The organism is Vibrio aestuarianus (genome assembly GCF_028858425.1).
Taxonomy (GTDB): Bacteria; Pseudomonadota; Gammaproteobacteria; order Enterobacterales; family Vibrionaceae; genus Vibrio; species Vibrio aestuarianus.
This window is the reverse complement of the sequence record NZ_JAKNYQ010000001.1, coordinates 919569-943458: the sequence shown is the minus strand read 5'-3', so window position 1 is coordinate 943458 and position 23890 is coordinate 919569. Positions and strand designations below refer to the sequence as shown.

At 41.9% G+C, this 23890-nt stretch carries 23 protein-coding genes; 7 read left to right on the top strand and 16 right to left on the bottom strand.

Features of this window, described 5'->3' with window-relative positions:
- Positions 1–149: 149 nt before the first annotated feature.
- From MCT08_RS04490 to MCT08_RS04475, 4 genes are all read left to right on the top strand, one after another.
- Positions 150–1493 carry an MATE family efflux transporter gene (locus MCT08_RS04490; protein ID WP_053310847.1) on the top strand — a complete coding sequence of 448 codons (1344 nt, stop codon included), beginning with the start codon at positions 150–152 and terminating at the stop codon, positions 1491–1493.
- A gap of 110 nt (positions 1494–1603) precedes the next feature.
- Positions 1604–2746 carry a chromate efflux transporter gene (gene chrA / locus MCT08_RS04485; protein ID WP_274677954.1) on the top strand — a complete coding sequence of 381 codons (1143 nt, stop codon included), beginning with the start codon at positions 1604–1606 and terminating at the stop codon, positions 2744–2746.
- Between the two features lie 125 nt (positions 2747–2871).
- Positions 2872–4020 (top strand): HD domain-containing phosphohydrolase, encoded by a 1149-nt coding sequence (locus tag MCT08_RS04480; RefSeq protein WP_274677953.1) that lies wholly within the window; start codon positions 2872–2874, stop codon positions 4018–4020.
- Between the two features lie 124 nt (positions 4021–4144).
- Positions 4145–5464: an O-antigen ligase family protein gene (locus MCT08_RS04475; protein ID WP_274677952.1), complete on the top strand. Its 1320-nt coding sequence runs from the start codon at positions 4145–4147 to the stop codon at positions 5462–5464.
- A gap of 43 nt (positions 5465–5507) precedes the next feature.
- On the opposite strand, the gene MCT08_RS04470 is transcribed toward MCT08_RS04475, so the two are convergent.
- The 15 genes from MCT08_RS04470 to MCT08_RS04400 all read right to left on the bottom strand — a co-directional run bounded on the left by MCT08_RS04470 (position 5508) and on the right by MCT08_RS04400 (position 18220).
- A complete protein-coding gene (locus MCT08_RS04470; RefSeq protein ID WP_168521174.1) occupies positions 5508–6530 on the bottom strand; it encodes a tetratricopeptide repeat protein in 1023 nt (340 codons plus the stop codon).
- Between the two features lie 10 nt (positions 6531–6540).
- Entirely contained in the window at positions 6541–7482 is a 942-nt protein-coding gene (locus MCT08_RS04465) for a type II secretion system F family protein (protein ID WP_274677951.1), read from the bottom strand.
- A 2-nt stretch (positions 7483–7484) separates the two neighbouring features.
- Positions 7485–8456, bottom strand: a complete 972-nt coding sequence (locus MCT08_RS04460) for a type II secretion system F family protein (protein WP_168521172.1) — start codon at positions 8454–8456, stop codon at positions 7485–7487.
- 2 nt (positions 8457–8458) lie between these two features.
- Positions 8459–9925, bottom strand: coding sequence for a TadA family conjugal transfer-associated ATPase (locus MCT08_RS04455; RefSeq protein ID WP_274674572.1), 1467 nt, complete (start codon positions 9923–9925; stop codon positions 8459–8461).
- A 17-nt stretch (positions 9926–9942) separates the two neighbouring features.
- Positions 9943–11163: an AAA family ATPase gene (locus tag MCT08_RS04450; protein ID WP_274677950.1), complete on the bottom strand. Its 1221-nt coding sequence runs from the start codon at positions 11161–11163 to the stop codon at positions 9943–9945.
- A gap of 9 nt (positions 11164–11172) precedes the next feature.
- Complete coding sequence (locus tag MCT08_RS04445) at positions 11173–11640, bottom strand: TadE/TadG family type IV pilus assembly protein (RefSeq protein WP_274677949.1); 468 nt, start codon at positions 11638–11640, stop codon at positions 11173–11175.
- Positions 11637–12065 carry a TadE/TadG family type IV pilus assembly protein gene (locus tag MCT08_RS04440; protein WP_053310839.1) on the bottom strand — a complete coding sequence of 143 codons (429 nt, stop codon included), beginning with the start codon at positions 12063–12065 and terminating at the stop codon, positions 11637–11639. The genes MCT08_RS04445 and MCT08_RS04440 overlap by 4 nt, the downstream gene beginning before the upstream one ends.
- Positions 12062–13300, bottom strand: a complete 1239-nt coding sequence (locus MCT08_RS04435; protein WP_274677948.1) for a TadE/TadG family type IV pilus assembly protein — start codon at positions 13298–13300, stop codon at positions 12062–12064. The genes MCT08_RS04440 and MCT08_RS04435 overlap by 4 nt, the downstream gene beginning before the upstream one ends.
- 15 nt (positions 13301–13315) lie before the next feature.
- Positions 13316–13585, bottom strand: a complete 270-nt coding sequence (locus MCT08_RS04430; RefSeq protein ID WP_053310837.1) for a hypothetical protein — start codon at positions 13583–13585, stop codon at positions 13316–13318.
- Positions 13586–13594: 9 nt separating this feature from the next.
- Positions 13595–15052 carry a type II and III secretion system protein family protein gene (locus tag MCT08_RS04425; RefSeq protein ID WP_053310836.1) on the bottom strand — a complete coding sequence of 486 codons (1458 nt, stop codon included), beginning with the start codon at positions 15050–15052 and terminating at the stop codon, positions 13595–13597.
- An 8-nt stretch (positions 15053–15060) separates the two neighbouring features.
- The gene (gene cpaB, locus MCT08_RS04420) at positions 15061–15810 is read right to left on the bottom strand and encodes a Flp pilus assembly protein CpaB (protein ID WP_168521162.1); all 750 of its coding nucleotides are present in this window, start codon (positions 15808–15810) and stop codon (positions 15061–15063) included.
- A complete protein-coding gene (locus MCT08_RS04415) occupies positions 15807–17150 on the bottom strand; it encodes an ATP-binding protein (protein ID WP_053310834.1) in 1344 nt (447 codons plus the stop codon). The genes cpaB and MCT08_RS04415 overlap by 4 nt, the downstream gene beginning before the upstream one ends.
- A gap of 18 nt (positions 17151–17168) precedes the next feature.
- Complete coding sequence (locus tag MCT08_RS04410) at positions 17169–17684, bottom strand: prepilin peptidase (RefSeq protein ID WP_274677947.1); 516 nt, start codon at positions 17682–17684, stop codon at positions 17169–17171.
- Positions 17685–17758: 74 nt separating this feature from the next.
- Positions 17759–17920 carry a Flp family type IVb pilin gene (locus tag MCT08_RS04405; RefSeq protein WP_274677946.1) on the bottom strand — a complete coding sequence of 54 codons (162 nt, stop codon included), beginning with the start codon at positions 17918–17920 and terminating at the stop codon, positions 17759–17761.
- A 102-nt stretch (positions 17921–18022) separates the two neighbouring features.
- Positions 18023–18220: a Flp family type IVb pilin gene (locus tag MCT08_RS04400; protein WP_274677945.1), complete on the bottom strand. Its 198-nt coding sequence runs from the start codon at positions 18218–18220 to the stop codon at positions 18023–18025.
- A 337-nt stretch (positions 18221–18557) separates the two neighbouring features.
- Between MCT08_RS04400 and MCT08_RS04395 the strand changes: the two genes are divergently transcribed.
- The 3 genes from MCT08_RS04395 (at position 18558) to MCT08_RS04385 (ending at position 21487) form a co-directional block, all read left to right on the top strand.
- Positions 18558–19292, top strand: coding sequence for a helix-turn-helix domain-containing protein (locus MCT08_RS04395; RefSeq protein ID WP_274677944.1), 735 nt, complete (start codon positions 18558–18560; stop codon positions 19290–19292).
- 131 nt (positions 19293–19423) lie between these two features.
- A complete protein-coding gene (locus MCT08_RS04390; RefSeq protein WP_168521154.1) occupies positions 19424–21109 on the top strand; it encodes an AMP-binding protein in 1686 nt (561 codons plus the stop codon).
- 165 nt (positions 21110–21274) lie between these two features.
- Entirely contained in the window at positions 21275–21487 is a 213-nt protein-coding gene (locus tag MCT08_RS04385) for a VF530 family protein (RefSeq protein ID WP_168521152.1), read from the top strand.
- Between the two features lie 151 nt (positions 21488–21638).
- On the opposite strand, the gene fusA is transcribed toward MCT08_RS04385, so the two are convergent.
- Entirely contained in the window at positions 21639–23729 is a 2091-nt protein-coding gene (gene fusA, locus MCT08_RS04380) for an elongation factor G (RefSeq protein WP_274677943.1), read from the bottom strand.
- Positions 23730–23890: the final 161 nt, after the last annotated feature.

Here is a 23890-nt window from a genome sequence, read left to right as displayed (position 1 = left end):
AGCTTAGGGGTAAGTACATCGTATCGCCGTTTCAAAGCGAATTCCTTTCCGTTAATTAACACAATAGGATAAATTCTGTGCAATCCTTCGCCACCAAAAATTTGTGGTCATTCCTGACCATATTTGATTTCTCTTTTGAGCTATAACCCATGACAAAAAGCAGTATCGATCTTAATACTCGAATGAATATCGTCACCTTAACTTGGCCGATTTTCATCGAAATTTTATTGCGCACCGCAATTAACACTAGCGATGTATTTATGCTTAGTAGCTATTCAGATAAGGCTGTATCGGCGGTTGGGGTAATCACTCAAATCAATTTCTTTCTTTTGATTGTATCGATGATGGTTAGCAGCGGCACGGGCATTCTGATTGGTCAGTACAATGGCTCTGGCCGCCAAAGTGAATCGGCACATGTCAATATCGCAAGCTTATTATTGGGGCTGGCTATTGGCAGTGCTTTGAGTTTAGCTTCATTTTTAAGTGCTAATGCGGTGATGAACGCCTATGGACTCGAAGCACAAGTAGCCCAATACGGGTATGAATATCTGATCATCAGTGGCAGCTTTACGGTAAACGTTACCATTGGCATCGTGTTTGCGACGATCTTACGCAGTAATGGCTACTCTAAAGCTCCGATGTTTATTAACTTATTTGCAGGCTTGCTCAACGTCATTGGTAACTATATTGCTATTTTCCAACCGTTTGGCTTGCCGGTTTATGGCGTGGAAGGGGTAGCCATTTCAACGGTATTTAGCCAAATAGTCAGCACCATATTGCTGTACTTCACTGCTAAGCACTATCACATTGCTTTGCCATTTTCAGAATGGAACATCATCCCGAAAAAACTTTACCAGAAGATCATTAAAATCGGCATGATGAATGCTGGCGAGATCCTCTCTTACAATATGATGCAGCTGACGGTGATTTTCTTCGTGGTGAAAATGGGCACGGCTTCACTGGCAGCATTTACCTATGCACAAAATATTGCCCGCATTGCGTTTGCATTTTCAGTAGCACTAGGGCAAGCAGGGCAAATTCAAACTAGCTATTATATCGGTAAAGGTTGGGTGGATGAAATTCTGACTAAAGTGCAGAAGTACTTCGTGGTCGGTTTTCTGGTTTCAACGGCGTTAACCGTCTCTATTTACCTGTTGCGTTTTGATATTATTGCCCTTTTCACTTCCGATCCAGAAATCACACTGTTAGTTGCCATGTTGATTACAGGGTCGATTGTGATGGAAGCAGGACGAGCATTTAACCTGATTTTTATCGCAGCCTTAAAAGGCGCTGGCGACATTCGTTTTCCGGTACAAATGGGCATATTGAGCATGTGGATCTTTGGTGCTGGTTTGACCTATTTATTCGGTTTGCATTGGGGATGGGGCGTGGTGGGAGCGTGGGTCGCGATTTCCGTAGACGAATGGTTTCGTGGCGTTATCATGTGCAAACGTTGGCGATCTAAAGCATGGACCAAGTTTAAGCTTAGTTAGTCATTCTTCTTTTAAAGTGGTTTGATTTACAATTGCTTAATCAATAAATTTGAATCTGTAAAATCGAGCCTTTAAAGTAGTTCTATACCAAACTTTGAGTACTTTCACCCATGTTCACGATTTTCAAAACCTTCTTTTGGCTTGGATGGATTAGCTTTGGTGGCCCTGCGGCGCATATTGGCTATTTTCGTAACACGTTCGTCGACAAGCTAAAGTGGCTCGAAGATAAAGAGTACGCCCAGCTCGTTGCTTTAAGTCAGTTCCTGCCGGGACCTGGCTCAAGCCAAGTTGGTTTTGCGGTCGGCTATCAACGTGGCGGCTTACTCGGAGCATGTTCGGCCTTTATTGGCTTTACTCTGCCTTCCTTGATCATCATGGTGTTGTTGGCGATGGTCAGTAGCCAATTGACTGAAATGCCGCTGTTCCAGCATATTGTTCATGGCCTAAAACTGCTTGCCGTAGTGGTAGTAGCTGATGCGACTTGGGGAATGTACAAAAATTTCTGTAGCCATCGCATTGCCGTTGCTTTGTGCGTTGCAACAGCGGTGATGTTGCTGATTGCGCCCAGTATTAGTACTCAAATCGGTGTGTTGATTGTCGCCGCTCTCATTGGCGCAAGATGGCTACCGAGCCAAGATTTACTCCCGACAAAATCATTCTCCCCTTCAGTGCTACCATTAATTCTATTTGTCGGTTTACTGTTCGGCTTGCCTCTAGTCGCTCATTTTATGCCTGAACTCGCGCTGTTTAACCATTTCTATCAAGCGGGTAGTTTAGTCTTTGGTGGTGGTCATGTCGTACTTCCTTTGTTACAAAACTTGGTTGGTGACCAACTCTCTTCTGATGTGTTTTTAACCGGTTATGCTGCGGCGCAAGCGGTACCAGGCCCAATGTTCACGTTCGCCACTTATATTGGCTACGAACTACTACCCCAGTCGCCAATTCTTGGAGCGATACTCGCCACCTTAGCGGTTTTTTTACCGGGATTTTTGCTGCTCTTAGGTGTGTTAAAGAACTGGCAAGCGTTAGCCAATCAACCCAAAATCGCTGGCGCAATCAATGGAGTGAACGCTGCCGTAGTCGGGTTATTGGCAGCAGCCCTTTATCAACCTGTATTTAGCAGTGCCGTGTCAGCTAGCGTAGATATGGCACTTATTCTGATCGGTTTTTATTTGCTAAGACAGCTTAAATTGCCGATTATTTGGATGGTCATCTTTTTCATGTTGGGTGGCATCGCTGTTGAGCTAATCTAGATCAATCAAAGGGAAATTATTTGAGTAATTTCCCACAAACCTCGCTTCTCTATCCTAAACTTATCCATTAGGCACAGAAACTTTCAGCCCCATAAACTGGTGAGTAAAGGGGAGAGGAACGAGCGATGGAAACGCACAGCAAAAATGGTGATCATTCATTTTTTCAACATGTCGGCACACTCAATAAGCAACTGTCCGACATCCATGACCGATTACGTGTCAGTGTCCCTCATATTGATCGCATTTCTTTTGCATTGTACGACCCAGACTCCGACAATCTCAAAACCTATGCAGACAGCACTTACAACGCTTATGAGCTTCAACATTATGAGTTTCCTCTCGCCGATTTACCAGCGTTGAAAGAGTGCTCAACAACCAAACAAAATCGCAGTATTGGCAATATACCTAACCAATTAAAACCGACCCACCCTCACACTAAATGGTTGGTTGAGCAAGGTTTTATCTCTTCAATGGCGATACCGACTTATCACGATGATGATTTTATCGGTTTCATCTTTCTCAATTCGAAGCAAACACACTATTTTAGTGAATCGATCCAGGAGACGTTAGAGCCCTTTATTGACATGGCGCGCTTTGCAGTCTGCTCTGAGTATCATTTAATCCATACGATCTTAGAAACTGCTCGTCATACTCAGCTGCGCTCACCTAAGCACTTACAAGAGAACCTAGAACATCAAGTAAGGATCAGCAATTATGCCAAAGTGATTGCTACTGAGGTTGCCGATATTTATCAGCTTAATGACGAGATGATTGACAACATTACGCAATTTTCTCGATATCACGATATAGGAAAACTCTCATTACCACTTTCGATGTTATTGAAAACGGAAAACTTTGGAGCCAACGAACGCCAACAGCTCTATGGCCACATCGAAAAAGGGATTGATATCATTAACCATATTATTGATGACGTGGGTTCACCTCAGCACCCTTGCGTATCAGTACTGAAAGAGATTGTCGCTTATCACCATGAGTTTTTAGATGGTAGTGGCTACCCCTACGGTTTAAGTAAAGATGATATTCCGGTTTCAGCTCGTATCATTGCTGTGGCCAATGTATTTGACGCGCTCACCAGTCATCGACCGTATAAACAAGCATGGTCTGTACCGTTTGCACTGTTAGAGCTAGAAAAGATGGTTGTCGATGGAAAACTAGATAGGCATTGTGTTAATGCGCTGCGCTACCATCAAGACTATCTTAAACAAGTTATCGCCGCCCACCCTGAAATGGACCCCAAAGATAGGATAAATTAATAGTGTCTGACTAAATCATAAAATAATTGATGGATCATTTAATTTGAATATTGAAAAGCAATTATCCAAACTCCTCTCTATTTACGTGTTATTAGGTTTATTTCTTTTCAGCTTCAATATTTTCATGCCAAGAAATAACCTAGTACTGCTGTATGACTCCAAACGTTATTTTGTCTGTTCAATCGTTATCTTCAGCTCTCTATTACTCATTTTTAGCGCAGCTGTTCGAGAAAATGTGATAGCAACACTGTCAAGTATCCCGAAAAACATTCAATTATTAATCGGTGCCATTTTTCTTTTTGCCAGTATATCTAACATTGTTAGTGACTATTTTTGGATTGCCCAGCTTGATTTCTTCTTTACTTTAACGCTGCTGCTTACCGCCCCCATACTAATGATTTATATCTCTGACCATAAAAGTCAATTATTGGTCTCATTAGTATGGATAAGCTTATTATTGATGCTTTCCATTGCACTTATGATCTGGTTACAGGTCTACTTCACATACCCACTTAGCGTACATTCCGTATTCGGTTTTGCGAACATTCGCTTTCTTAATCGCCTGCATATTTGGTTAATTATTCCGGCGCTGTATCTTTACCTGATTGCACGTACGCCCAAAGCTCGAACTCTACTCAAAATTGTCTTATCGATTGATGTGGCATTATTGATCATTACCGATGTGAGAGGGGCGGCAATTGCATTAACTGGCGGTATTGTCTTGTTAATATGGTTAGAACCGAAAAAACGCCAACAGATATTAACTATCGTAATGCAAGCTATCTTGATCGGCTATGCAATCAAACTACTCTTTTTGTACCCTATTCCCTCCATGTTATTTTCAGACCAAACATTTGAGCTTGGTTCAATTCGGACTTCTTCTTCAGGAAGGTGGGATATTTGGCAAGAAGTATTGAGTTTATCAAGTTTTTTGGGGTTGGGGGGCGACGGCTATATTTGTAAATCTACAGGGTATTACGGGCCACACAATTCAGTTTTACTACTGTTAGTCAATTGGGGCCTCATTCCTAGCCTTGGCTTTATCGGTATATCAATCTATCTACTGCTGAGTGTGATTAAAACGAAAAAACGCTTTCAAAGAATGATGGGTATCAACCTTCTTGTCGGCATAGCTTATAGTTTGGTTTCATCAGTCTTCGATAACGCTCTCAGTCAGTTAATGGCTATCATCGCATTAGCTCTGTTTTGGTGTTCATACAAAAAAATGGGCAAGACTTCATGCTGCAAATGGCGTTCTGTTCCGCATCAAATCATCATATTGATCTGTATTTGTAGCGTCTATTTTGTCGCAGAACAGATGTATACCCGCTGGGATAGGTATGAGATTCTGACTGTGAATGAGCAATTAAAGCCCAAATTTTGGTTAGGCTTAAATTGCCCTCAAAGCCTTCAGCCACCTTTTATAAATGCCTATCATGACTAGGATTTACTTGGCGGCCATAAAGCATTAACAGTGACCACTACTGTTATTCTGTTGGCTTATTATCGGTTTTGGCTCTCACTTCAGCCAACGCTCTTTCTAAGTTTTGGTTCGCAATCGCGTAATAGGATGCTTTCTTATTAATCGCTTGCTGTAAGTAAGGAATAGCTTTTTCTGATTCGCCCTGCAAAATCAAGAAATAACCGACGTTATTCAAAGCCTCGGCGGCATCCATATGACGCATAAATACGTTAACAGCACGAGTTTCTTCACCTTTGGCCAAATAAATAAGAGCCAAATTATTTTGCGCTTTTTCATTATCGGGTTCTTTCTCTAACGCGAGAACGGTAAAACGTTGAGCCGTTTTGTAATCTCCTGCCATGTAATATGAGTAACCAGTATTGAGCAAGGCATCGACTGATTTGGGTTCGATTTGCAGAACTTTATTATAAAAAGCTTGTGCCAATTTATGATGCTTTTTTATATCCGCCAATATGCCAATACCCATATACGCTTTAGCTGGTGAATAGTTGTCAATTGACAACACTGAAACTTCTTCTACCGTTAGTTCTTGATTCGCACTAATACTCTTACCACTATTTAAACGAACCTGATCAGCATTAAGCGCACGATAAAAATAGGTCGAACCAGACTCAACGCTTCCAGATTTCATATAAATCATCCCAAGCTGCTCCAATACTTTTATATTATTGGCATTATCATCAAGCGCTAATAGGTAGGCTCGTTCAGCAAGCTCTTGGTTACCTTTCGAATTGTGTATCTGTCCAATATTGTAGAGCGTTTTATCTTTAAACTGTGTTTGGGGAAAGGTCAGTGAAAGAATATATTCATACAAGGCTAAATCAACATTGTTATTCTGCAATGCGAGATCACCGCGCATTATCGCCTCTTTCTCGTTCAACGGCATCGTGTCTGAGGTCAAGGTATCAATCGGTTTTCCACTGTATAGAGCTTCGTTAAAGTCTGAATTTTTTTGGGGTGAAGCGCATCCGTATAACAGTTGCGAGATTAATAATCCAACAATGTAATTTGATTTATTGATATTCATAGCCACTCCATTAGCTTAATGCGTCTAGCAATTTTATGATGGCGGGTCCCACAGCAACAATGAAGAAACATGGCCAAATAAACATAAGCAATGGAAATATCATTTTAGTGGGTATCTTCGCTGCAATTTCTTCCACTTCTTGGTTACGTTTATCACGAAAATCTTCGGTGTAATCCCTTAATGTTTTAGATAAACTACCACCAATGCGAGAAGCATGAGCCAGCATACTCACTAACCCTTGAATTTCCGTCACACCAGTACGTTGAATCAACTCTTGAAAGGCATCAGACATTTCGACACCCGCTTTAATTTTGGCACATACTGTCAGCAATTCATCGGCAAAATCCGGGTGAGAAATCAGCATTTCATCACCAACACGTCTTAGTGCGGCCTTAAACCCAAGCCCCGATTCTGTACAAACCACGAGTAAATCTAAGGCATCCGGGACACCAGCTCTCACTCTTCTTTGCCGTTTGGTGACCATACGCCCCAACACAAAGTTAGGGGCAAATAGACCCAAAGCGACTAGAATTATCATCAATAAATCACGATGAGCGAGATCAGGCTGGAAAAAAAACACCCCACCAGCAAGTCCAAAACCAACCGCTGATGTCATCACTTTTACCGCATAAAAAAAGGTAAGAGTAGAGCTGTCGTGGAAGCCCGCATGCATCAACTTTTGACGAATCGATTCCCTCTCACGGCCACTTTTAGGTGCCACAATGGGCACCAGCGATTCCAATGTGTTACCAAGCCGCTCTGATTTTCTTAATGTTCCTGACGAATTACTTTCTCGCAGTGAATGAAGTTTGCGTTTAAGCGGCGATTTAGAACCAATAACAATAAAACCCGTCGTTAAAACCAGCATAGATACGGAAACAAGGATGAGGCTTAGAATCATGGTCTGTTCATCCAAGTTAAAACTCGAGAGAATGTTGAGTATGTCATCCATTATTACACCTCAAAATTGATAATGTTACGGATCCACACTGCGCCAATCGCAAGACTCACCACCCCGATACTGACGATTTTCATCCCTCGAGGATCCATATAAAGAGGTTCAACATAGGTTGGGTTAAAAATGGCTAAACCAACAAAGAGAACAAAGGGCGATAGCACCAATATCCAAGCAGACATGCGACTCTCGGCGGAGATAGTTTTGATTTTTCTGGCTAACTTAAAACGCGAGCGTAGCACAGCCCCAACTTTGTCTAAATTTTCAGAGAGATTGCCCCCAGTCTCTTTTTGCAATAATACTGCACTAGCAAATGCAAGCATCGATACCGTCGGGGTGCGATCCGCCATTTGCATGATCGCCAAGCGCATATCGTAGCCATAATTCAGTAAATTGAAGGTATTCTTGAATTCAACACCGACAGGATCAGGCATTTCATTGCCGACCTCACTGAACGCTTGTGTCACCGGCTGTCCGGCTTGTAGCATGCGTCGAATAACATCAAGAGCCTCTGGTAATTGTGATTCAAACTTTGCTAGTCGGTCGGATATTTTTTTCTGGATATAAAAGTGAACCACGACGAAAGAACCGATAAATGTGGCAACAGCGACAAACCATGGCTGACCAACAATCAAAACCACCAGCGCTAACACAAAGCCCATCAACGTAGTTATCCCTAAAGTTTGCGCTAACGTCCAATGCAAGCCTGACAATTCAACTGACTTTCTAAATTCAGACAGTATTTTTATCGACACCAATTTTCGATCAATCGGTGACAAACTTTTTAAATAGTGCTCTTTAAGTAACGTCTGCGTTTCTTCATCCAAATTGGAGTGAGTGGCTTTGAGGCGATTAGCCAGTTCTTTATGCTTGGCTTTAGAACCTGCGGCGGGAAGGATTAATGCTTGAGAAATAAACACCACCGCGAAAAACAACAACACCAAGAAAAAAGTAATATCATCAGTTGCCATGGTTATCTCTCCTGTGGGAAATCTTCATTAAAGATCTCAAAGGGCAGATGAAAGCCACGTTTAGAGAGCTGATCATGACAGCTTGGCACCACACCAGTTGAAGTGTAGTAGCCGATCACGTTCCCGTCTTCATCAAGACCTTGTCGCTTAAATTTGAACAGCTCTGACATGGTAATCACTTCACCTTCCATGCCATTGATCTCACAAATACTCACCATCCGACGCTTACCATCTTCTTGACGTTCCATCTGCACAACAAGGTGGATAGCCGATGCAATTTGAGAGCGTAAGTTTTTAGTCGAAATATTCCACCCAGCCATTGAGAACATATTTTCAACACGGCTGAGTGCATCTCTTGGTGTGTTAGCATGTATGGTCGCCAAGGAACCATCATGCCCAGTATTCATTGCCGCCAGCATATCGACGGCTTCACTACCACGAACCTCGCCAAGCACAATGCGATCAGGCCGCATACGTAATGAGTTTTTCACCAACTCTCGCTGGCTAATTTCACCCTTGCCTTCTAAGTTAGCCGGTCTGGTTTCTAGACGCACAACATGAGGTTGTTGAAGTTGCAGTTCGGCGGAGTCTTCAATTGTAATAATTCGTTGATCGCGTGGAATGAACCCTGAAAAGATATTCAAAGTGGTAGTTTTTCCTGACCCTGTACCACCAGAAATTAAGATGTTGAGCTCCCCTTTCACTGCAGCTTCAACGAAGATGGCCATTTGCTTTGAGAGTGAATCAAACGAAAGTAAGTTATCCATCGTCAGCCGATCGACAGCAAAACGGCGAATAGAAATGGACGAACCATCCAAGGCGAGAGGCGGTATAATCGCATTGACACGAGAGCCATCTAATAAGCGGGCATCTACCATTGGTGATGCCTCATCAATCCGGCGTCCAACCTGGCTGACAATTCGGTCAATGATGTTTCTCAAGTGACGCTCATCTAAAAATGTGTAGGGTGTTCTTTCAAGTTTGCCTTTTCTTTCAACAAACACATTTTTGGGGCCGTTAACTAAAATATCGGAAACCGTTTGGTCATTGAGCAGTGGCTCTAAAGGCCCTAAACCAAACACTTCATCTTCAATCTGCTTAATCACCCTTTTACGCCCTTCGGCACTCAGAGCATGAGCCTGATCATCGGCCATTAACTGTACTATTGCATCATGGAGGTCTTTTCTTGCTCGGCCTTTTTCTAAGCTTGATAACAACCCTAGATCTAACGTCTCCAACAGCTTTTGATGGTAATAATGTTTGGTTTCTAATTCTTGGCTAAGCTGTTTTTTCGCCTCATCGACTGCGCGATCTTTTGCCTCTGATTCTTGTTGCTTTTTTTCATGTCGCAAAAGGTCCCTATTTTCCCCTTCATCCACACTCGGCTTGACCTCTTGAGCTTCTAGCCGTTCTGCCGCTGCGAGTTTTTCTTGAAGTTCTGTGCTTATATTTTTTCGTTTGAAAAACATAGTGCCTCCTTGCTCTGCTAAGAGAAAATGCGTTTAAACCATCCTTGCTTAACCTCAATATCCGGTAGCTGACTACATACAAATTGGATAACGGATTTGGATAATGGGCTACCTTTCTTCGTTTCGACGAATGGACGGCCTAAGTTCGCCCCCTCAACAGCGACTTTAAAATCGTTCGGAAAAACTTGCACATCGATCCCTTCAATCGTTTCCTGAACATCTTTGAGCTTGATAGATTGGCGTTTTTCATAACGATTGACCAAAATCGCCATCTGCTCTTTTGATAAACCAAAATCAAACACCAGTGACTTAGCGATACGGCTAGTATTTTTTAGTGCCGCAAGATTTTGTTGCGTAACGAGAAATATTTTCGTGGCAGGTGAAATAACCGATGAAAATAGGCGATCGACCCCTCGCGAAAGATCAATAATAACGAAGGGATAGATCTCTCTTAATAGAGGAAGAAGTTTGCTGATATCTTTGGCTTTATCGTAATTATCGTGACTATTTCCATGTTTAAAACTCAGTACGTGCAGCCCACTGGAGTGTTTTGTTACTAGGCTATTGAGCGAAACTTCATCAAGATCAGCGACACTGGCAATAACATCTGACAACCCATAACTAGGGATCAGGTTCAAGTAATCGTCAATAGTTCCAAACTGCAAATCGAGATCCAACAGCAGCACTTTGCCTGGATAGCGATGAGCGATGTCGACAGCGGTATTGACCGATAATGTTGATGCACCCGATCCTCCTTTGGTATTTAAGAAGATGAACAGCTCACCAAAATGCCGATTCATCACTTTTTCATCCGCGACATTTGTTAACAGCGGCAAGAATTCATCGAGCATGGCTTGGTCTGACATAAAGTCAGCCGCCCCAATTCTCAGCGCCATTTTTAATGCTGCACTATCACTTTCATCACCAAAAACAACCAAAGCGGCCTCATGATTTTGCTCTGACGAATTGTCATCATAGTTATGCAATTCCACCACTTTTTGAGCCCAATTAGGCCCAGTCTCGACAAAGATCAAATCTGGTGAAGAAAACTTTCTAAGATTAGCGGCCATTAAGTCAGCAATAAATATCAGCTCAAAGTTCACATTCCTACATTGTCCAAGTTCATTTTGGATATGGATTTTAAAAACATCACTCGAATAGATAACCCAAATCGATAAGTTGGTTTTGAATCTTATTTTGTTACTATCGTTTCGAGGAAATTGGACGGCCTCACCCATAAATAACTCCTAACAATTGGTGTTAGTTCCGTTCGGAACAATACCTAGACTTTCACTAGGAATGGTCGTTTCAAAGCTGGGAATATCGATCAAGCCACTCTCACCCAAAAAATCTAATAACGAGAGCAATTGATAGGTTAAACCAACAACCCTTGCTCGGACAAACCTCACATTTTGCGCGGTAGGTGATGCCAACACCGCTCCATCTTGGTCTAAATATTCAATTTCAATGCTATCGGCATCAATCCCTGCAATCACGCTACTAGCGGCCACTGACGATGCAATTTGCTGACTTTGACTGATTTGACAAACGGCTGCTAAACGGGCTGCTTTTCGGGTGACATCATTTATCGCCTGTAGCGAAAACATTAAGTAGCCAATAGAAATGATGCTAAACAGCAATACAAATAGCACTGATGAGGCCAAGGTAAATTCGATCACCGCGATACCTTGACTAGATTGGATTCGTCTAATCATTGACTTATCCTCATGATCGAAGAAGAGCTCATCGGCACCGTTAAACTGGCATCTGAAAATGGTAATGTCGATGCAATACTTGGTTTAAACTGATAACTGGTCGTCACCGTGACATATTGATTATCGACACAGCTCACCGCTACATCACTGACTTGCCAATTACGTAGCTGAGACTTATTGCCATTAACGGTTCCATAAACGACCATTTTTTGAATATCGCTAGTAATCGCGATGACAGGACCACAGCCAGACGCATCTGTTTGAGTGGACGCATAGCGAGCGCCAATTCGAACCGCTTTATTGAGCGTGTTTAGCTCAAGCATCATCCGTGATAGCTCTATTACCGCGACCAAAATTAAAAGCAAAACCGGCAGTGCGATTAATAACTCAATGGCAGCAAACCCTTTTTGAGAAGCACTACTCATACGCCACCTCCGAGCATCGGGTCTTTAAAAAGAACCATGCGCGTCACACCCGTTGTGGTGTCTGAAATGCCACCATCAACTACACTGCAATGTTCAATAAACTCACCGAAAATACTCTGTTTACCCGCCCCACCAGAATTGCTTGAATAGCGCTGAATCAAGAAAAAACAACCAATATTATTAACTTGAAATTCGATTTTTCCTCCCGACTTGGTCGAGGATGCACAGTCTAAAATTGGTACGGGGAGAATACGTCTCCATGCCACGGATCCGCTTTTATCACAGTCGGCATTAAGCAGGCATTCGCTTGTCTCTGTTTGGTATTTATCGAATGACCACTTGTCTGGATCAACCGAGTCGTTGTAACTGGCTAGGTTATCCAAGGTGATGGTCGTGCTAGGTTCGGTGATGATCAGATCTGGCGGGTAGTAGATCCCATCTAAGGTTTCCCCTTCAAAACGACTATCGATACTTCCTGTCGGCCCAACAGCATTACCAGGCTCTGTATATATGTCTTCACCAATAGTAACAACGGTTGTATTTTTACCGACCAATGCATCACTGACGTCACTTTTACCGCTCCCCATATCAAGCAAATGGTAGTTTCCAGCGCCCAATCCATCTCCAGAGGATTGGCTGCCTGACTTAATTTCATAGACGGTTCCAACGCTGTAGCCAGAAGGACCTGCTTCATCACCTTCACACATGCCAATTGGCAATATATTGGTCGTATCATTAACATAAGTCGGGCCAGCAACCGCACTGGCTGAAACACTCTTTTCCAAATTAAACGCTTGAATAAGAAATTCGGGCATGCCTAAACCACTAACACTCACTCGCACATAAATATGTTCTGCTGATGAAGAGGGAAAAGCGGCAGAAAAACCACTATTGGGGGTCGATGAGTATTCAATGGCTAATAAATTGAGCGTAGCGCCATCCTCCGCAGAGGAAAGTGCAAGCTCACTATTCCCCGAAGCGGCCACCACCTTTTGATAGACCTGAATGACCGTGGCTTGAGTGTCACTTTCCGAGCGAGTCGAGTTGGCAATAGAGGCGGCGGCTAATGCCACGGAATCCAAGGCATTTTGCAAGCGTGTTTTGTTGACCATTACATGGGTAATATCAATCGCAAATGCGGCAACTGCGATAAAAACAACCATCGCTGCCGTTATCACTACCAACACTAATCCCGACTGTTTATGAGCTAATGTCGATCTCGTTCTGTGGCTCATAATGCATCCTTAGGGTCATTTACTAAACCCATCAAGGAATTGGCTTTCACTTTCACTACTGGATAAATCACTTTCAGATTTTCCGGTATAGCTTTGATACGCCCCTTCCATTCGTTCACCGCTCCCTGTTGGAACTACACCTAAATTATCTTGTGATGCTTTAGGATTATAAGTTTGCTCAGCACGGACGAGCGATACATGATGCCCCAACTTGGTTTCATTGGCGCAACTCGATATTAATAGTATAGTCAATAAAGTCATCAGTACTCTTAATTGAACCTTCATATTTTGCTCCTACAGACTGTGGCCAAATGACCCTTCTGAACCACCTTGGTTACTATTAAGCCCTTCAATTGCTTCTTCTGTCTTTGTTGTTTTCTGTGCATTCGGAGCTTTAATATAGGCGCCTTGACCTAATAAGTAATACTTCACATCGGTAGGCTCAACATAGGCATCGGTAGGTAAGGTGATTCGGTTTCTATCAATAGGCTGTGCAAGCCTTGGGGTAACCAAGATCACTAATTCCGTTTCACCGGAAACAAACTCTTGGCTGTTAAACAATTGCCCTAACACTGGAATATCACCAAAGCCCGGCATTTTACTGGCCACATCCCGTACATTCTCACTGAGCAAACCAGCGATACCGATAGTTTGTCCATCAGCAAGCTCTAGCGTCGAAGAGGCACTGCGCCGCGTGATCGGAGGAATAACGTAAGTCCCATTGGTTTCCCCTGGCGCTAAGGTTAAAGCGCTTGAGTTGGCAATTTCACTGACATCAACCGCCAGTGATAAATTGATTTTTTTATCGCTTAAAATGGTTGGTATAAATTTAAGCCCCACACCATATTCTTTATATTCAATGGTAATTCCGTCTTGATTGGGTACAGGAATAGGGAACTCACCACCAGCAAGAAATTCAGCCTTGGACCCACTTAATGCCGTTAAATTCGGCTCCGCCAATACTTTTGCGGTTCCATTTTGTTTCGCCATATCTAACGAAAATGAAAAAAAAGTATTCTCATCCAAAAAAGATCCTAGTATCCCGTAATTGCCGATACTGGGGACACCAAAAATAGGCGTAGCCCCTGCAATTCCAGATGCAACCGAAGAAGCCCCCCACTTGAAATTTGAACCGCTGGATTGGAAAAAGGCAAAATTGGCATCAAATTTTCTCACTAAACTGCGCTGAACCTCCGCGACCGTGACTTCAAGCATTACTTGTTGAGCACCACCAATCGTCATCAGGTTAATCACACCCGTTTTATCAACCTGTTGGCTGAGTGACTCTCCTTCCTTATCAATAGACTGACCTGAGGTGTACGTTTCAGCGACTCTTAATGCAATATTCATTTGTGCTTGAGAGCTAATTTGACCGCTTAAAATAAGGCGATTCTGAGTGCTGTGCACCTCTATTTTCTCGTCGGGTAAAAATTCGTATAGCTTGGCTTTCAAGCTGTTCAAATCATGTGTCACCTCTATATCAATCGACTCAATTAACTCACCACTTCGGTTCCAAGCCATTAGGTTTGTTGACCCGAGTTTTTTACCGATCAAAAAGAGCTCATTCGATTTGAGCATCACAATATCCAGCACTTCAGGGTCACCTAAAGAAACCCTACTAGCTTTGGCGGGGAGTTTCACATAAGTGGATTTGTGATGCGGTACACTAACCACCTTACCGACCTGTGACACAGCGAAAGCTGAAGTGCAGATAAATAAGGTGGTCAATAATACTGTTGTGATAATTTTCATATTCCACCTCAATCCTTGACTTTAATATTTGAAGAATTAGTCCCTTTGATAATGGTAACGCTTGGCGGTGGAATGTAGCGCTTCACCACTTTTTCTTCAGGCTCGTGAGGGTTTCGTAATGCAAGCTGTATTAGCCCTTTACTCTGAGCTGACAATAATTTTTCAGCTTCTTTAGGGGTCACTTCCAAAGTCACAGCCCGAACAATGATTGGCTTGTTCTCTTTGGTTTTCGCTGTTTGGTCAACCGCCAACACTTTAATGTCCTTAAGCACAGTCAGTGTGGTTGCAGAATTAGCGCCATACTTCATAGTATTAAGAATATCGACTCGGTTACCTGGCAATAGAAAACCCGCCACACCGATAACGTCATTTACACGGATGGTTACCGCTCTTTTATTTTCTGGAATTAATGCTGCTAGTGTTGACCCTTCACCTGGCGTGCTAAGCCTTAACGATGACAATATTTCACCTTGATATATCGTTGTGGCAACTACTTTGCCAACCAGCAATTCACTAGAAGTAAACTGATCGTCATTGCGCCAACTTTTCTCCAATAATTTAGTCATCACATGTTGCTCTTCAATCACGGCTCCTGCCTCAATATCTTGAGCTGCAATAACGACAGGTTCACGTTCAACAACTTCGACCTCAACTTGAGGCTGCGCCTGTCCTTCCATCCATTTCTTGGCAAAAAACACAGCGCCAAGACCAAATAAAATCGACAATAAAAACAATATTATCACTTGTTTTCTAGTCATCTTGCACCACCTCCGTTGCCATCGGCTGTGAAATACACTTCCCAAGCTTGTTGGACGAGATCTGGCGTTAACACCAGTTCAGAGGCTTCAAACACAATAATGTCTCTGCAAATACCGATCAGATCTTTAGGTAAACATGGGAAATAGCCGATGTTGTGATTTTTATGAAGATTAAGTACCGCATCAAGAACTGCATCATTAATGGCTAGCGAACGACTTTTTGATACTCGTTGCCAAAGCTCGATGTAACTTTCTTGAGGTAACGGCTGGAACTGGATCTTGTAACCTAACCGTCTTAGAAATGCAGGATCACTGATCTTTTCAGGATCCAAATTGGTTGAAAATGCGAGCGTCAAAATAAATGGAATGGATATTTGTTGACCATTGGGTAGTGATAAGTAATCGTAAAAATACTCCATCGGCACTATCCAGCGATTCAATAAAGTATCCACAGGCATCGGCTGACGACCTAAATCGTCAATAATCAAAATGCCATTATTTGCCATCATTTGCAGTGGAGCCATCCATACACGATTATGTTCCGTATGATTGACTTCAAGCATCTCCATGGTTAGCTCTCCCCCCACTTGTACGCTGGGTCTTTCACACAAAACCCAGCGCCGATCATACTGTTCTTTGTAAGCAATAGATTGGCTGTCATGTTGAGAAACTTTGTGATGATGCTGAGAGGAAAAAACTTTGATTATGTTCCCTGCCGCATATACAGCATAAGGAATGTAAACCGAAGTATTTAATGAATTGAGAATGCGTGTTGCGACAAAGGTTTTACCTGTCCCAGCACCACCGTATAAAAGTAACGCTCGGCCTGAGTTTATCGCAGGCCCTAGAACTGAAATCATTCGTTGCACACCTAAAACATCTTTAAGTGCGTATTCCACATCCGGCCTTGTTATCGGATTTTTTCTCACGTCCTGCGCTTCAACCATATCATGGTAATCAGCAAGGCATATTGGGGCGGGACCTAGATAGGCATCCTTGATGAAAGCGGCATCCGCCTCTTGGCTACCCATTTCTGACAAACCATAACGCACTTGCCCTGTAGATTGAGCCGCAAAACTTCCAATATCCGGCTGGAAAACTTCAACCAGTGATTTTTTTCTTAGACTCGCGAGTAGATCTTCGATCATATAACTGCTAATCGCCATCAGCTTTGTTAAAGCTAACAAGTCTGATTTTGGATAAGCGGCCAAATGTTTGATCAGCAGGTTTTCTAGTACAACTTTGGGTATCTTTAGCTCATCAAACGCGGTGGGCACTTTCGGTGGATCGGTCTGCGGAATTAAGATTTCCCTATGCTGGCTATTGGCATGACTTTCCATAGTGCCCCCAGATAACAATCAAAAATAGTGGCTAAGCGCTAGGCCGACAACCACAGAAGGTGCTAATGGCATACGTAATTTCCCACCGGTATCACCATGAAAAAAATTAAAACGGCCACCTAAAAAAAGAGAGAGATAGTGATCTTTTTTGCTGCGAATGATGGCACCCTCACCGGCAACCATAAAAAGACCAAAAAGAGCAGCAATCATTCCACTAGCAATAACTAACCAGTAACTGGTAGTGGCTAAATTCCCCCATCCGACTAAATAGCCAATACAACCTAAAAGTTTGACGTCACCAGGCGCTAACGCTTTAATCAAGTGTAAAATTAATGCGCCAAAAAACATGATACTCGCACCGAGAAAACCATTAATAAAAGAGGTTGATATGACTTCTTGATTCGTTAATTTAAGCATAGACGTAAAAAAAATAATCAGTAATAAATATTTATTTGGAATACGATTCTCTTTTAAGTCAAAGATAGCAATAACAATAAGCAATGCCCATATAACTAACATCATGTAAGTATTCATACCCAATACCTTAGGAACAAATAATTAGTAGTTAAAATCGAATAGATAATGATAATTTTAGCCAATCAGTAACCTTAGTTAAAAACACCAGCCAGAGTCTGGGTAAGTAGATCACTTTGGAAACTGAAAAATGCTGTCAAAACGCCAACCAATAAGGCGGCACCTACAACATACTCCACAACTGACAAACCCGATTCATCTTCGAGGAAAAAGTATAGCTTACGCAAAAATGACATAGTTAACCTCGGTTAATCAACTAATAAATAAAGAAGGAAATATCAATCCTTCTTTATCCATAATGAAAAAAATGAACAATTCATTCTAAATTTTGCTTCATCTTAACCACCACTACTGCTACTGCTGCTGCCAATTTCGCTTAAACTAGTTTTTAGGCTCTCTGTTAAGCTCGTACCTAAAGTGGTGAATACTGCCCCCAAAGCACCAACCAACAATGCGGCACCTACCACATACTCGACAACGGAAAGGCCTTCTTCATCTTGCATAAAGGTCTTTACTTGTTCATAAAATCGTTTCATCGCTCGGTCTCCTTCCAAACTGCAACACAACAAACTGATTGCTACTAATAACGTTAGTTAAAGATAAAACTATCAGTTAGGATATTTATGTCTAGTTTTGGTACTTTATTGCCATGAAGCAACACTAACGTTTAGGTAACTACTTCTATTACCATTAAATTAACCATTCTATTGATATAAAAAGAAATTTACTCAAAAAAATCTTACAAAAAATCCCATACAACTTACTTTTTAAGATAATTATCTATGGCATTTTGCTGGTATGACTTGTACTTTCTTAAGCTACATCTAACCTAAAAGGAGTAGTTTTAAGTGAGTATAACGCAATGGATAATTCATGATGGCAGACAATACACTCCATTGGATTGGACAACCACAGGCCTTACTGCCAAAACGAATATTTAGAGTCCTAAATGAAAGATTCACCTTTATTGAGTGTGGTGACGATGTTTCTGTTCTCAGTAATCCTAAGGTAAGGCTATGTTTCTTTTTTTATAACCAAGATATAAACCGTGAGTTACTTAATTCTGCTATTAATTTGTGTAAAAATTTAAATCGCAAATTAGTTATTGTACACCATGGTGAATGTAAAATAACGAATAGCGATTTTATTTTCGAAAAAATACAAACAAATCAATCAGATTGTAATTTAGAGCTAGATAGGATTCAAAGTTACCTAATTTATGATTTTGATAAAGTCAAAGCAAGATTAAGTGATCATAACCAAACACTAAATAACCGAGTTAGTGACGATTTAGTCAAAGCCATTCAATACATTGAACAACACATAGCTAACCCTATACAAGAAAAAGACATTGCTGAACATTGTCACTATTCAGTCACTTATTTTTCGAAAATATTTCACAAATATACGGGAAGAAGTTTTATTGATTATCTAACTTTTAAAAGAATTGCTAATGCAAAGCGTTTATTGATCAGTGAGCCTAACTGTAAAATTGAATATATTGCTTACCAATGTGGCTACAAAGATGTGTCCTATTTTTCACGAATGTTTAAGAAAAAAACAGGGGTTAGCCCAGGTGTGTTTCGACAAACACATTCATTTCATTAAATTTTACCTTGGTCAAAATTCCGACAAACAAAGAGAAAATCTCCTTTCACTCAATCATTTCAACATGATAGAGTTAACAAGAAATTAACATAACAACAATAATGATTTTGCCAATAACATGGAGTTAGAGAATGATTCAGCCTAACGAGTTAAGCAAACAAACCTGCTCTCTCCCACCACCCAATGAGATGATCTTAAAATGGGCACAGGAACGCCCAAATCAGGTTTATCTAAAACAAATTATCAACCGGAAATTTGTTGAATACACCTATGCCGAAGTGGCCGACAAAGCCCTTAAGCTGGTGTCTGCGCTACAAGAACTGGGGGCCAAGCCGCAAGATAAAATCGCCTTAATTTCAAAAAACTGCGCCGAATGGTTTATTTGTGATTTGGCGATGATGCTCGGTGACTTTATCAGCGTTCCTATCTTCCCAACCGCTGGAGCCGATACCATCGAGTATTGTATCACGCACAGTGAAAGTAAAATTTTGCTCGCGGGAAAGCTTGATGATGCCAAGGCGACAAGTCAGGTTTTACAAGACATGCCTGATCTCATCAGTATCGCTTTGCCCTACGATTCTGCGCCAAAGTGCAAATATCAATTCACTTCACTCATGGAACAGCATCAACCAAGTCAATTACGACCTCAACATCACGACAACAAACTGATGTCGATAGTCTATACCTCTGGAACTTCTGGCTTACCAAAAGGCGCTATGCTGACATATGGTGCCTTTTGCTGGTCAGCCCAACAATTGATTAATCACATTGGTATCCAAGAGGATGATCGCCTTTTTTCTTATTTACCATTGGCACACATTACTGAACGAGTTTATATCTTTGGGTCATCAATTATGGGCGGGGTTCCTACTGCATTTCCAGAGTCATTGGACACCTTTATTGAAGATGTAAAAATGCAGCGTCCTACTCTGTTTATTTCAGTGCCTCGTTTATGGACACTGTTCCAACAACGCATTCAAGATAAGCTACCCCAGAAAAAGCTCAATTTTCTGCTTAAAATTCCTTTTGTAAACTCACTTATCAAAAAGAAATTAGCCGAGGGTTTAGGATTAAATCATGCACGTGTTTTAGGCTGCGGTAGTGCTCCGGTATCGCCATCGCTGTTAGAGTGGTACCACAGTATTGGATTAAATATTACCGAAGCGTGGGGGATGACAGAGTCATTTGCCTATAGCACCCTCAACTACCCATTTAGAGCCGATAAAATTGGTTCCGTTGGACAAGCAGGCCCAGGTATTGAACTGAAGATTGCCAATGACAATGAAATCATGGTTCGTGGTAACGGCTTATTTTCTGGTTACTACAAAAATGACATTGCAACCCAAGAGTCATTTGATAAAGAAGGTTGGCTACACACTGGAGATATTGGTTTTATTGACGCAGAAGGTTATCTAACCATCCAGGGTCGTAAAAAAGACACCTTCAAAACCGCTAAAGGTAAATTTGTTGCCCCTGTCCCAATTGAAAATAAGTTATTTGAATACAGTCGAGTTGAAATGATGTGCTTGATAGGTTTAGGGCTTCCCGCACCTATCTTACTTGTCGTTCCACATAATTTTCCTCATTTCGATCGCGCCCGATATGAGCGAACTACGAAGAAAGTCATTACTCGCATGAATTCAGAGCTGGAATCTCATGAGCAAATTAAAGGAGTCCTAATGATCAAAGATCCATGGTCGATAGAAAACGGCGTCCTTACTCCAACATTAAAAATCAAACGTCATGTATTGGAGCAGAAATATCATGAGATTGGCCATAACTGGCCGAAAGGTCAACTTATTGTGTGGGAAGAATAACCATATCTAACAGGCTACAAGTAAAGGCTAATAATTTTATTAGCCTTTTTTCTATGCTTGTTTTAAAGCGTATTTACCCATTTTTCGATTCGAGAAGCTTTTCTACTCTAGATAGCATAACCTTGGCTGTTATACTGAGAAAAAATCAAACAGAAAAGATATCCCATGACACAAACCAACAATCCGCTACACGGCATTACTTTGGAAAAGCTACTGACAGAACTGGTTGAACATTACGGTTGGGAAGAACTCAGCTATATGGTCAACATCAACTGTTTTAAAAAAGACCCTAGCATTAAGTCTAGCCTTAAGTTCTTACGGAAAACGGAATGGGCACGCGTTAAAGTAGAAGAGATTTATGTCAATCTAAAAGGCTAAGTAAACTAGGTTGCACCGTTATTTACTACGATTGGTATAAATTCAGAAACGTCATTCCTTTGTTTAAATCAACACTAATTCACTGTTATAAAAAATAAAACCCCGCAAGCTTTCGCTTGCGGGGTTTTTACGTATTAGCTTATTTAAAGAATTACTTCTTCTCAGCTTCTTTACGTGCTTTCACTTCAGCAATTACTTGCTCAGAAACGTTAGCAGGACATGGAGAGTAGTGTGAGAACTCCATAGAGAACTGACCACGGCCTGATGTCATAGTACGTAGTGTACCGATGTAGCCAAACATTTCTGATAGTGGTACGTCAGCTTTAACGCGAACGCCAGTTACACCAGCTTCTTGGTCTTTGATCATACCACGGCGACGGTTAAGGTCACCGATAACATCACCAACGTGATCGTCTGGAGTGAACACGTCAACTTTCATGATAGGCTCAAGAAGTTGTGCACCTGCTTTAGGCATAGATTGGCGGAATGCGCCTTTCGCTGCGATTTCAAATGCGATAGCTGATGAGTCAACTGCGTGGAAGCCACCGTCGAACAGTTCAACTTCAACGTCAAGAACTGGGAAGCCAGCTAGAACACCTTCGTCCATCATTGACTTGAAGCCTTTCTCAACTGCTGGCCAGAATTCTTTAGGTACGTTACCACCAACAACTGTTGATTTGAACGTAAAGCCAGAGTTCACTTCACCAGGTTTGATACGGTAGTCGATCTTACCGAATTGACCAGAACCACCAGACTGTTTCTTATGCGTGTAGCTATCTTCAACTGCTTGAGTGATAGTTTCACGGTAAGCTACTTGTGGCTTACCTACAATTAGGTCAACGCCGTAAGTACGCTTCAAGATATCTACTTTGATGTCTAGGTGAAGTTCGCCCATACCTTTAAGGATGGTTTCGCCTGAATCTTCGTCAGTTTCAACTTGGAACGTTGGATCTTCTGCAACCATTTTACCGATCGCGATACCCATTTTCTCAGAACCGCCTTTATCTTTAGGCTGTACTGCGATAGAGATTACAGGTGCAGGGAACACCATAGGCTCTAGAGTAACTTCGTCTTTTGGATCACATAGCGTGTGACCAGTTTGAACGTTTTTCATGCCCACGATAGCGATGATGTCACCCGCTTGTGCAGAAGTCAGTTCATTACGATCATTCGCTTGCATCTCAACCATACGACCAACACGTTCTGTTTTACCAGTGAACGAGTTAAGGATGGTGTCACCTTTGTTCAGTTTACCTGAGTAAATACGAACGAAAGTTAGGGCGCCGAAACGGTCGTCCATGATCTTAAATGCTAGTGCTTTGAAAGTTTCATCAGCAGAAACGATAGCGTGACGGCCAGTTTCGTTGCCTTCTTCGTCCATCAAAGGTTGTGGATCAACTTCTGTTGGAGCTGGTAGGTAATCAACCACAGCATCAAGTACTAGTTGCATACCTTTGTTCTTAAATGCTGAACCACAGAATGTTGGGAAGAATGCTAGATCACGAGTACCTTTACGGATACAACGTTTGATATCTTCGATAGAAGGCTCTTCACCTTCCATGTAAGCTTCCATAAGATCGTCGTCTTGCTCTACAGCAGTTTCAACCATCTCTTCACGGTAAGCTTCAACATCATCAACCATATCCGCAGGGATATCTTGAATTGAGTAGTTTTCAGGAAGACCTGTTTCATCCCAAACGTAAGCTTGACGAGTTAGGACATCAACCACACCAACGAAGTTGTCTTCGATACCGATTGGTAGGGTCATTACTAGTGGACGAGCACCAAGTACGTTTTTAACTTGCTCAACAACGCGGTAGAAGTCTGCACCCATACGGTCGAGTTTGTTAACGAAGATCAGACGAGATACTTCTGAATCGTTCGCGTAACGCCAGTTAGTTTCAGACTGAGGTTCAACACCGCCTGAACCACAGAATACACCGATACCGCCATCAAGCACTTTAAGAGAACGATAAACTTCAACAGTGAAGTCAACGTGTCCCGGGGTGTCGATAACGTTGAAACGGTGGCCTTTCCAGAAACAACTTACAGCTGCTGACTGGATTGTAATACCGCGCTCAGCTTCCTGTTCCATGAAGTCAGTGGTCGATTCGCCATCATGTACTTCACCAGTTTTGTGGATTTGACCAGTTAGCTTAAGGATACGCTCAGTGGTAGTTGTTTTACCCGCATCAACGTGCGCGAAAATACCAATGTTTCTGTATTTCGATAAATCTGCCATTGTCTTACTCTGTTAATAGGATATAAATTGCGCGCAGAGTATACCACAATCTGTCAAGACTGATAGCTCTGCGTGCTCTAGAAGAAAAAAAACTTGTCTATGTTACTGCATGCCAAAATCAAACGATATCAATTTATTTGATTTACGTAATTTCAGCGTAT

Bases quoted from the DNA above. Each gene is read 5' to 3' on its own strand.
- MCT08_RS04475 (WP_274677952.1), top strand. From the start codon at position 4,145: ATGCCAAGAAATAACCTAGTACTGCTGTATGACTCCAAACGTTATTTT.
- MCT08_RS04460 (WP_168521172.1), bottom strand. From the start codon at position 8,456: ATGGCAACTGATGATATTACTTTTTTCTTGGTGTTGTTGTTTTTCGCG.
- MCT08_RS04445 (WP_274677949.1), bottom strand. From the start codon at position 11,640: ATGATTAGACGAATCCAATCTAGTCAAGGTATCGCGGTGATCGAATTT.
- fusA (WP_274677943.1), bottom strand. From the start codon at position 23,729: ATGGCAGATTTATCGAAATACAGAAACATTGGTATTTTCGCGCACGTT.
- MCT08_RS04395 (WP_274677944.1), top strand. From the start codon at position 18,558: ATGATGGCAGACAATACACTCCATTGGATTGGACAACCACAGGCCTTA.
- MCT08_RS04410 (WP_274677947.1), bottom strand. From the start codon at position 17,684: ATGAATACTTACATGATGTTAGTTATATGGGCATTGCTTATTGTTATT.
- MCT08_RS04385 (WP_168521152.1), top strand. From the start codon at position 21,275: ATGACACAAACCAACAATCCGCTACACGGCATTACTTTGGAAAAGCTA.
- MCT08_RS04480 (WP_274677953.1), top strand. From the start codon at position 2,872: ATGGAAACGCACAGCAAAAATGGTGATCATTCATTTTTTCAACATGTC.
- MCT08_RS04455 (WP_274674572.1), bottom strand. From the start codon at position 9,925: ATGTTTTTCAAACGAAAAAATATAAGCACAGAACTTCAAGAAAAACTC.
- MCT08_RS04415 (WP_053310834.1), bottom strand. From the start codon at position 17,150: ATGGAAAGTCATGCCAATAGCCAGCATAGGGAAATCTTAATTCCGCAG.
- chrA (WP_274677954.1), top strand. From the start codon at position 1,604: ATGTTCACGATTTTCAAAACCTTCTTTTGGCTTGGATGGATTAGCTTT.
- MCT08_RS04390 (WP_168521154.1), top strand. From the start codon at position 19,424: ATGATTCAGCCTAACGAGTTAAGCAAACAAACCTGCTCTCTCCCACCA.
- MCT08_RS04450 (WP_274677950.1), bottom strand. From the start codon at position 11,163: ATGGGTGAGGCCGTCCAATTTCCTCGAAACGATAGTAACAAAATAAGA.
- cpaB (WP_168521162.1), bottom strand. From the start codon at position 15,810: ATGACTAGAAAACAAGTGATAATATTGTTTTTATTGTCGATTTTATTT.
- MCT08_RS04465 (WP_274677951.1), bottom strand. From the start codon at position 7,482: ATGGATGACATACTCAACATTCTCTCGAGTTTTAACTTGGATGAACAG.
- MCT08_RS04430 (WP_053310837.1), bottom strand. From the start codon at position 13,585: ATGAAGGTTCAATTAAGAGTACTGATGACTTTATTGACTATACTATTA.
- MCT08_RS04425 (WP_053310836.1), bottom strand. From the start codon at position 15,052: ATGAAAATTATCACAACAGTATTATTGACCACCTTATTTATCTGCACT.
- MCT08_RS04440 (WP_053310839.1), bottom strand. From the start codon at position 12,065: ATGAGTAGTGCTTCTCAAAAAGGGTTTGCTGCCATTGAGTTATTAATC.
- MCT08_RS04470 (WP_168521174.1), bottom strand. From the start codon at position 6,530: ATGAATATCAATAAATCAAATTACATTGTTGGATTATTAATCTCGCAA.
- MCT08_RS04400 (WP_274677945.1), bottom strand. From the start codon at position 18,220: ATGAAACGATTTTATGAACAAGTAAAGACCTTTATGCAAGATGAAGAA.
- MCT08_RS04405 (WP_274677946.1), bottom strand. From the start codon at position 17,920: ATGTCATTTTTGCGTAAGCTATACTTTTTCCTCGAAGATGAATCGGGT.
- MCT08_RS04435 (WP_274677948.1), bottom strand. From the start codon at position 13,300: ATGAGCCACAGAACGAGATCGACATTAGCTCATAAACAGTCGGGATTA.
- MCT08_RS04490 (WP_053310847.1), top strand. From the start codon at position 150: ATGACAAAAAGCAGTATCGATCTTAATACTCGAATGAATATCGTCACC.